This is a genomic window from Gilliamella sp. X-57 (assembly GCF_057063565.1).
Map to the genome: position 1 here is coordinate 1 of NZ_JBXSQI010000036.1, position 8890 is coordinate 8890.

Annotated in this window: 6 protein-coding genes; all 6 read right to left on the reverse strand. The window is 37.8% G+C overall.

All coding sequences use genetic code 11. From position 1 onward, the window contains the following. Nucleotides 1-157 precede the first annotated feature (157 nt). Nucleotides 158-985: a DUF6708 domain-containing protein gene (locus ACYIAL_RS12315; protein WP_483751839.1), complete on the reverse strand. Its 828-nt coding sequence runs from the start codon at nucleotides 983-985 to the stop codon at nucleotides 158-160. A gap of 16 nt (nucleotides 986-1001) precedes the next feature. Next, nucleotides 1002-1442 (reverse strand): hypothetical protein, encoded by a 441-nt coding sequence (locus ACYIAL_RS12320; RefSeq protein ID WP_483751840.1) that lies wholly within the window; start codon nucleotides 1440-1442, stop codon nucleotides 1002-1004. Nucleotides 1443-1481: 39 nt separating this feature from the next. Next, nucleotides 1482-2036 carry a DUF6708 domain-containing protein gene (locus tag ACYIAL_RS12325; RefSeq protein ID WP_483751841.1) on the reverse strand — a complete coding sequence of 185 codons (555 nt, stop codon included), beginning with the start codon at nucleotides 2034-2036 and terminating at the stop codon, nucleotides 1482-1484. A 290-nt stretch (nucleotides 2037-2326) separates the two neighbouring features. Next, nucleotides 2327-5983 carry a toxin VasX gene (locus tag ACYIAL_RS12330; protein WP_483751842.1) on the reverse strand — a complete coding sequence of 1219 codons (3657 nt, stop codon included), beginning with the start codon at nucleotides 5981-5983 and terminating at the stop codon, nucleotides 2327-2329. Between the two features lie 17 nt (nucleotides 5984-6000). Further along, nucleotides 6001-6882, reverse strand: a complete 882-nt coding sequence (locus ACYIAL_RS12335; RefSeq protein WP_483751843.1) for a hypothetical protein — start codon at nucleotides 6880-6882, stop codon at nucleotides 6001-6003. Next, nucleotides 6882-8890, reverse strand: a 2009-nt coding sequence (locus tag ACYIAL_RS12340) for a type VI secretion system Vgr family protein (RefSeq protein WP_483751844.1), incomplete at its 5' end; no start/stop codon positions are given. The genes ACYIAL_RS12335 and ACYIAL_RS12340, both read right to left, overlap by 1 nt.

Genomic DNA, 8890 nt, shown 5'->3' on the forward strand with positions numbered 1-8890 from the left:
ACTCCCATCCCTTTGTTCGCCGAGAAAATTCACAATAATCATCATTAGCATAACGTAATTTTTTATTATTACTTAAATAATGGCGCGTTGTATAAACCCCTTTGTATAAATCTTCGCGCCAGCATGAGACCTGTGGTTGATATTTGGATGGCATTATTTATTCCTTAATTTTTTTATACTCGGCATCTATTTTCTGATACTCTTCAAGCGAGCTAGCTTTGGATTTTTTGTCGATTTCTTCTGGCCAGTTGACTTTAATTGGCCATGTAAACTCTTCTTCTGGCATTAATTCCGCATCCAAATTATTATCCGAAAAGGCCATATAGTTATTTATCCACATCCATTCGTCATAGCTTGGGCTACCAGCAGTCAACAGAAAGTGGTCAATCACTTTAGTGGTATTAGGCTCACATACCACACATTCTAGACGATAGCTTCTAACCATTCCGCCACTAGCAAGAGGAACTGATACAGAGGTCATACACCCTTGAATATCTGCCCAATTAAACTCCTTAACCGTTATTTCTTTTACTTTTAAAGGTGAGCGAGTAAAAGTTGCCCATGACCCAAAATATAAAATAAAATGGTCATAAATATAAACTTTACCTGTTTTACGATTAAAGCGAACAGGACAATCTTCGGGAGCAAAACAAATATTCAAAAACATCTGAAGAAAAAGTTGAAATGACAATATTATTAAAAAAGTACAAAGTATAAATATAGACCTACCTTCATTTAGTTTAGTAATAATATAAATAATAAATAATATTCCTAATATTATAGATACAACAAATATTAAAGAAAAGATTACTGTTATGCAACGAAGAAAATATTTCATCACAGGTAATCTTCTTGAAAACTCACAATAATCATCATTAGCATAGCGTAGTTTTTTATTATTACTTAAATGTAATTTTGTTGTATATACCCATTTATACAAATCCTCGCGCCATGCGGAAACTTGCGGTTGATATTTGGATGGCATTATTACGTTCTCCTTTTTAATTGATAATATGTTCAATGCGTAGTGGCGATTTGGCGTCTTTACTTTGCCAGTAATGTAATATGCCAATCACTTTTTTGGCTTTTACCCTTAATTCGGCAACTTTTTGGTCTATCGTCACTGTATCATTTATATTTGATTTGATAGGATAATCTTTAGAAGCAACCCAGCGCACTAAATCATAATTACATTGATTGGGTGATACCGTAACATGCAAATGTTTATCGTCTTTACCTTTTGCAATTTTGACCTTAGCCGATTGCTCTTCAGAATCTGTTAGATAGACCATACAGACATAACGGCTTTGCGCATCAAAATTGGGCAGTTTAATATGCACATGCAACCCACCGGCATAAATTAATGCAGCGTTTTCATCTGAATCATTACGAATATCGTCCAAAAAGAACTCCATATCATAAGGTTGATAATTTAAAGCCAAATAAATACTAAAATTACGCCAATGATAATTTGGAGATTTTTATTCCTTAATTTTTTTATACTCGGCATCTATTTTCTGATACTCTTCAAGCGAGCTAGCTTTGGATTTTTTGTCGATTTCTTCTGGCCAGTTGACTTTGATTGGCCATGTAAACTCTTCTTCTGGCATTAATTCCGCATCCAAATTATTATCATAAAAGGCCATATAGTTATTTATCCACATCCATTCGTCATAGCTTAAACTGCTATAGGCTGCTAGTAGAAAATGGTCAATCACTTTGGTGGTATTAGGCTCACATACCACACATTCTAGACGATAGCTTCTAACCATTCCGCCACTAGCAAGAGGAACTGATACTGAGGTCATACAACCTTGAATATCTGCCCAATTAAACTCTTTAACCGTTATTTCTTTTACTTTTAAAGGTGAGCGAGTGAAAGTCGCCCACGACCCAAAATATAAAATAAAATGGTCATAAATATAAACTTTACCTGTTTTTCGATTGAAACGAATGGGACAATCTTCAGGAGCAAAAAAAATATTCGAAGCCATTAGAAAAAAAAATAAATAAAAAATATGAATAATAAACAACATGGTATAACTATTACATTGCCCCTAGTGTCTATAATAGTACTTGGTATGATCCATGATAACCCCCATATAGATAATAAATTACAAAGTAACACAATAGTAACCATAAATATACGAAGTAAAGGATTCATCCCACTTAAACGCCGAGAAAATTCACAATAATCATCATTAGCATAACGTAATTTTTTATTATTACTTAAATGTAATTTTGTTGTATATACCCATTTAGGCAAATCCTCGCGCCATGCGGAAACTTGCGGTTGATATTTGGATGGCATTATTCGTTCTCCTTTTTAATTGATAATATGTTCAATGCGTAGTGGCGATTTGGCGTCTTTACTTTGCCAGTAATGTAATATGCCAATCACTTTTTTGGCTTTTAACCTTAATTCGGCAACTTTTTGGTCTATCGCCACAGTATTATTTATATTTGATTCGATAGGATAATCTTTAGAAGCAACCCAGCGCACTAAATCATAATTACATTGATTGGGTGATACCGTAACATTCAGATTTTTACCGTCTTTACCTTTTGCAATTTTGACCTTAGCCGATTGCTCTTCAGAATCTGTTAGATAGACCATACAGACATAACGGCTTTGCGCATCAAAATTGGGCAGTTTAATATGCACATGCAGTCCACCCGTATAATCTAATATATCAAGATCATTCTGGCTGTATATAAAGTAATCACCAAAAAATTCTAAATCCATAGAATCATAATTTAAAGCCAAATAAACACCTGAAATATAGGCAAAATAGTCATTTAACGCAGCACTGGTACCAACAGCGGTGAGAGGATAAGGCTCCCCTTTTTCTTGATGTTCATGTTTCCCAAAATAGCAACGATTAAACCAAATTTGCAGCGGTGACCAACGATCGGCTTCTGAGCCTATATACACGAAAATTACGCCAATAACGGCAAAAGCTATAGCAACTAAAGCTAATGATAAAGAAATAGCAGCAATACCTAAAGCTCCAACAAAATTTGTAATTCCTGATAAAAGTATTAATGAACCACCGGCACCTACTAAAAATCCATCTAAAGTATCACCATTTTTCACATAACCACCCCCTTTATAAATATCCATGACCCCATCCAATATTGTAATTAGCGCTAGCGTTCCCCCAGTGACTTTTATAAATTTCTCACAACCCGGTATCATGGTGGTAAAGATATTGGTTTTGGGTAATGCACTACCAACTAGCTTAATCGTGTGGGCCATTACTTCGGCCGACATTAACGACATAATTACACCAGTCTTTGCCATGTCATTAAGAATTTCCTCTTTCACTTCTTGCCGCATTTCACGCCCTTCAGCCTCGAGTGCTTGCCTATTTTGACTGAATAGGTGGCCTTGTAAAAATATCATTATCCCATTCATCAAAATCCCTTTGGTGGCATCGAACTTAATTCGTCGTTTGGCTTGTACCATTGCTATTTCAAGGTCAGCTAAGGTTAGCTCACCACTAAATTGGTGAGCGTGTTTAATTTCAGCGCCTAACACCTTTTTGGCTTTGGCAAGGGTGGGTTCTTTTAAATTGCCGCCTTTTTTCAACTCATCAATCATGTTATTCATTGAGGCAATATCATCAGCCAACACCATAAACTCCATTTGAACCGTTTTTTCGAGCTGGCTTTTAGTCAGTTGGCTTTCAAATTGCCAACGCTTATCGGCATCCGATACTCTTGATAGCTTATACAGCTTGGAACTTTTATCAATGCTCACCGTTGATACATCTGAATGATCCATCAAAATTTCATAAACTTTGGGTAGATTTTTAATTTTGACCGGTAAACTTATACGCCTATGCTCAATACCCGAAAAAATTTTAAGCAGTTCTGTGCCATGATCTTTCATTAAAACGCCGTTAATTAACTTAGGGTTTTTGGGTGGATTAGCAACACCTGCAGCCATCCAATTCATTAATACTTCCATTTTATCCACAAATAAGGTCGTATCTTTTGCATCAATTGGCAAATTCAAAATATCGTTAATTTTGCCTACTAATTCATTGAGAATGGTTACGTTCGTTTTGTGGTTTGCTGCATCTTGATTTTGCTCCATTTCATCAATCCGTTGTTTTAGTAGCAATTCATACAGGTTATTGTCTTGACCTTTTAATAGATAAAAATAGATGGAATTTTCGTCTCGTAATAGGCTGTCCCATAAGCCAAACTGTTCAGGTAGCTTCGCCATTGTTATATTACCTTGTAATATGGTAGTAATATCTTCAAAATAGCCTAAGTGGTCTTTAGAGTAGTCGTTTTCTTGTTCCCGTTTCCAAAACTCAACTTGATTATAATCGGTCAGTCCAGCTGGGGCATATTGAGACGGTTTATCTTTTGAGCCAAAAAGCCAAGTAACATAAACTAAATAATCGATTGATATTTTGCGGATGTCTTTAACAATTTCGTCAAATAGGTTTTTATCTTCTTGGCGAAATGCATCGAGTTTACCCTTATCTAGCCGTGCATCGAGTTTTGCCCATTCCTTTTTAAATTTGCTTTCAGCTGCATTATCCAATGTCCAATGAAATCGTCTTACATCAACAGCTGGTATGGCGGATTTATGCTTTGTGAGTAGTTCTTTTTTTTCTGCTTCTGATAAGGCAACTTCTTTATATCCATTTTCTTGTAACGTTTTGATAGTATTATAATAAGAATTCTTCGCACCTTTATAATTAGAGCCTGGTTCATAGGCATCGTAATATTTTGGCTGAGTGTCAGAGCCTTCATAATCTTTGTCTATAACGTCATTACAATAGTTCTTTAATCCTTTTTTATAAGCGTCAATACAAGACACAATCCTGCGTTTATAGCCACGCTCAGTAGAAAAATATTTATGATAATATTTGGAGGTATTTGTATTGGGTCTTAGGGGGATTGTTATTGCTTGTGACTGTGCGGTGTCACTTTGATTGTCATCAATATTAGGATTTATAAGGCTTTGAAAATAATCTTTTGCATATGGAAACAGCTGTGGTAACTCATCAGACGCATTTAACCAGTTATCCGATGGCGTATAATCTGCTATTTTTTCGTTATAGGCATCGGTTAATTTTTTCTCTATTGCCCGTTCGTGCTCTAAAAAAGCATTATTAATAGGGTCAAAATTGCGCAATCGTTGGGCATTAAGCTCTTCGGCTATGCCGAAGGTGTCTTCTAACACAATGCAACCTATTGTACATTGATACTGATTTTCAAATTTTGCGGCTATATTTGCAATTGCTTTTAAATCATCTTTATCTGAATAATCATAAAATTCATGTGCGCTTGGAAAACGTACGTTAAAATCTTTTTTGTTAAAGAAAAACTCGGGTAAATAAGGCGCTTTATTCTTGTCGAGTAAATCGTTGAAAGCAAAACTACGCCCGACGGTTAAAGCGGTAGGGTCGTTTCGGGTTTTATCGTTTATCGTTACTTTGGTGAATCGCCTTAAATCAGCATCTGGAGAACGGTAATAATCTTCAATATCTTTTGACCAAGCTCGACGGCTATAAGCTATCCATACCGTTGCATTTAATACATCAATATTAGCAAACATAGCGGGGATATTGTGGTTCATTTCAGTGCATTTTTCAGCCAAATCTTCAATCTCGTATTTTTTCATATGGTAAATGGAACGGTGCCTTAATGCCCCTTTCGAGGTCACTTCGTAGCCTAATAATTTTCGATTGCCATTTTGTTCCATTAATACATAAACATACCCTTTGCGTAACATTCTTAAGGCGTATTTATGCTTCGTTAATGCCACGTTAGGGCGCCTATCGGTTAATTCGGGGACGTTTTCTGACCAGTCTATACCGTGGTAAGCATTGGGATTAATAACCGATTGACGAACTAAAAAAAAGGGCATGCCGTTTCGTTGACAAGTGCCACATCCACCATCGGCCATTGCTGAAGCGTTTTTTGCTTCAGTAAAAATATTAGGGTCGATTTTTTCCATGATATATTCCTTTGTTATTATTGTTTTAGCTCTATTTGACTCAAATGCTGTGCTAAAGTACCCGGTTCATCTATTGCTTTCGCTATCGCGGCTTTTAACGATTTGGGGGCTAATCGGTTTTTATAGCGCATAAGCACTAATGATAAAGTAAATCGATCGTTATCATCTTCTAACCCTTCTTGTTTCGCTTGGTTATAAAATTCAGCTAATAATAATATGTCTGAATCTTCAATATTTTTATTTTGATTTTCACAAATATTTTGCCAAGCCACGGTTAAATGATATAGCTTAACCGATTGTTTTAAAAAATTTTTAGTTTCTTCTGTTACAAATATATCAAAGCGTTCTGGGGTATAAGATAGTGATTGAATAATCTGCAAATGATTGTTGAATGAGGTAAAACAGTAAGTGCTACAGCAATTTAATAAATTTGGTAACCAATCAGGACAAATTTTATTGCCTTCTTGCAATAAAAACATTCGAAACGGCTCATAAAAAGGCACAAAACGAACCCCAATTAATTGACCTAACTTTAAACCGATATTAATTAGTTGATCACTTAATAAATCAGGTTGATTTTCGCTGACTATGCATGCACAGATATACCGTTTTTGCAGTGAACCTTCTTGCTTGAGTTGATTACTAATAAAATGAACCAATTTTTTATTGATTGGTTCATCAGGTTTTGCGATCACAACTAACTTTGGGCAATGACGCTGATCGTGGGCTAAATCTGGCCTTGGTACAATTTGGATAGCTTCTTTACCTAGGTTTTCTTGCAAACTGTCCAGCGATAATAGATGAAAATCACTGAGCGAAACTAAGTTATCAATGAGTAGATAACGATACTGCTTGCACGCTTTTTCATTCTCTAACAGAGTGAGTATTTGCTTTTCCATTATGCTGACTCCGAACAAGTATCGCCTTTTGGCAAATTGGTTTTTGGCACTCGGTAATTTGCCGGTCCTAATATACGAAAGCTAGCCGATTTAACCTGAACATCACCCGGGGCAAGCATTTTTATACCGCCATTTTCAATCACAATAGCCGCCCCACCGCACGTTAATGTGAGCTTTTTATTTGCTGAGATAATGACTTCACTGTCGGTACTGGTAATTTTCATATCCTGTTTTGAACTTAATTGCATTGCATCATTTTGTGCCTGTATGTCGACATTACCTTGCGAGGCAAATATTTTTATGCCCATTTTATTGGCAAATAGGCTTATCATGTTGCCCGCAGTGACCATAAAGCGTTTAAATGCACTAACATCAACCGTGTTTTGAGCTGTCTGGATAATGTTTTCACCTGCGGTGTGTTGAATTGAACTTGGGGTGACATCAGCCAAGCCAGCCGGTGCGTAAGTGAGTATTCCCGGTTGTTTTAGTTCTTTTAAGCTTTGTTCAAATAGCTGTTTTTGGGTTTGTAAATCAGCTAGTTCAGCTTTGGCGGCCTCGGCAAGTTCATTGAGCCGTTTAACCATTTCAGCCGCTTGCGCTAGTTCTTTAACAGCGTTGTCCATTTGTAGCTGTATATGACTTGCTTGGGTTTGTTCTTCACTGGTAATGTACAGTCCTTTACCCGCTCTTATCGCGCCCCATTCGTCGGTACGCAGTTCAAAGCCCTCACCACGGGGTTGTTTTTTTTCGTTAACTAAGTGACCTAGGTTAAGCTGAGTTTTGCCGTATTCGGTGGCCAGTTTAATATGCTCTTGCCCGCGTTTATCATCCATGCGCAGTTTGTTATTAGCTGGCGTGCGAATCACATTGCGGTGTTTGTTAATGGTGGTGATAGGGTCAGGGTGAGCACTGTCATGCATCGCATGGGCAATATACGGCCGGTCAGGATTACCCTGCATAAAGGCAATGGCTACTTCGGTGCCGTCAATTAACGGGAAGTGAAAACCATAGGTGTTACCTGCATAAGGTTTAGCTAAACGTACCCACAGGCTTTCCGTGCCACTTTTCCATTCTTTCAGGTCGACATTAAATTTAACCCGATAGCGCCCTTGCGGGTCGATATAACCATAGGTGTCATGATTAGGGCTGGTGACGCGGGCAGGTAAAGTGCCGCTGACTTGTGGCCAGCGTATGGGCGCAGGGCGATAGGGTTTTAAGGCTTGATAGGGAATGGCGGTAAAGGTGAGTTCATAGGCATCAGTGCGATTACCCTGCCCCTGCACACTTAAAATGATGATACCGTCATTAATATCGGCTAGCGGACTGCCGTTGAGGTTAATCCATTGACCGGGGGCAAGGTTATAGCGGTTACTCTTGCCTTTGAGGATAATTTGCTGGCTAATCGCCTGTTCATGGCGAATACGCGCATACCACTGACCGCTTTCAATCTGATTCTCGTCATGCCTGTTATTCTCATTAAAGTTATTGCCATTATCACGATTATCATTATTATCATGGTTATCATCATCACCGTTATTATCATCACTATTTTGTGGGTTGTCTTGCCCGTTGCTATCTAAACCTTTATAGTGCTCGGCATAACGGTAGTCAGTGCCATAAGTGGTGCGGTCTTTGGGTTGGCTGTTAACTTCACCCTGTAAATCGGCGAGGGCATCACGGTAGTTATAGTCTTGTACCTTCACTGAACAGGCCACTACTTCACTATGTAAGGTAATATCCCAAACACTTTCAACGCCACTATCTGCCATGCCACTGGGTAGTTTATAGTCGATATCAGCGACCTGCGCATAGCCTTGTTCATAATCACTTAACACCATCACATCACAGTGGTGCTCAGCGTGCATTTCAAAGCGAAACCAAATACCGACATCGGCCAATAAGCGTTGAATAAAGGCAAGGTCACTTTCTTGCCATTGGGTGATAAACTCCCGCTCAGGGTAGCTATCTTTTAGCTCTAGACGGTAATCAATGCCCGTCAAACCATGAC